1 protein-coding gene is annotated in these 500 nt (G+C 55.2%); it reads right to left on the minus strand.

What is annotated here, in order from left to right; translation table 11 throughout:
- Positions 1–500, minus strand: a 500-nt coding sequence (locus H8S55_RS13925; protein WP_186879365.1) for a toprim domain-containing protein, incomplete at both ends; no start/stop codon positions are given.

Genomic DNA, 500 nt, shown 5'->3' on the forward strand with positions numbered 1-500 from the left:
TCAAGTGTCTCCATACCGGGCAAAGGCTTTCGATTGGTGCAAGCCGCCGCAAGGCGCATGGCAAAGTAGGTCTTGCCCTCGCCGGGATTGCCCTGGATAATTGTCAGCTTTCCAAATGGGATATAGGGAAACCATAGCCATTCCACGCTCGTCAGCTCCACATCAGCCATACGGAGCATTGGGACAGGCTGGGCGGTTGGCAGCTCTCGCAGCGTGATTGTCTCGGCTATGAATTTGCGGCTCGGAATATCCCCTTGCTGGCGGAGAACATCGTTCCAGTCTTTCCTTGCCGGGACAAGGCGAATGACGGCTATCTCGCAGGGAATGGACTGTGCCAGTCGGGTACAAGCTTCATTTCCTGCGGTGTCGCTGTCAAGGCAGAGGAACACTTTTTGGGTGTCCTTGCGCTCAGAAAGAAAACGGTCAAGGGCTTTGCCAGAAACGCCGCCCAGGGCAAGATAGCTCCTTGTCTGCCAGTCCTGCGGATAAAGGCAGATAAA

The organism is Flintibacter faecis, assembly GCF_014287875.1.
Classification (GTDB): domain Bacteria; phylum Bacillota; class Clostridia; order Oscillospirales; family Oscillospiraceae; genus Lawsonibacter; species Lawsonibacter faecis_A.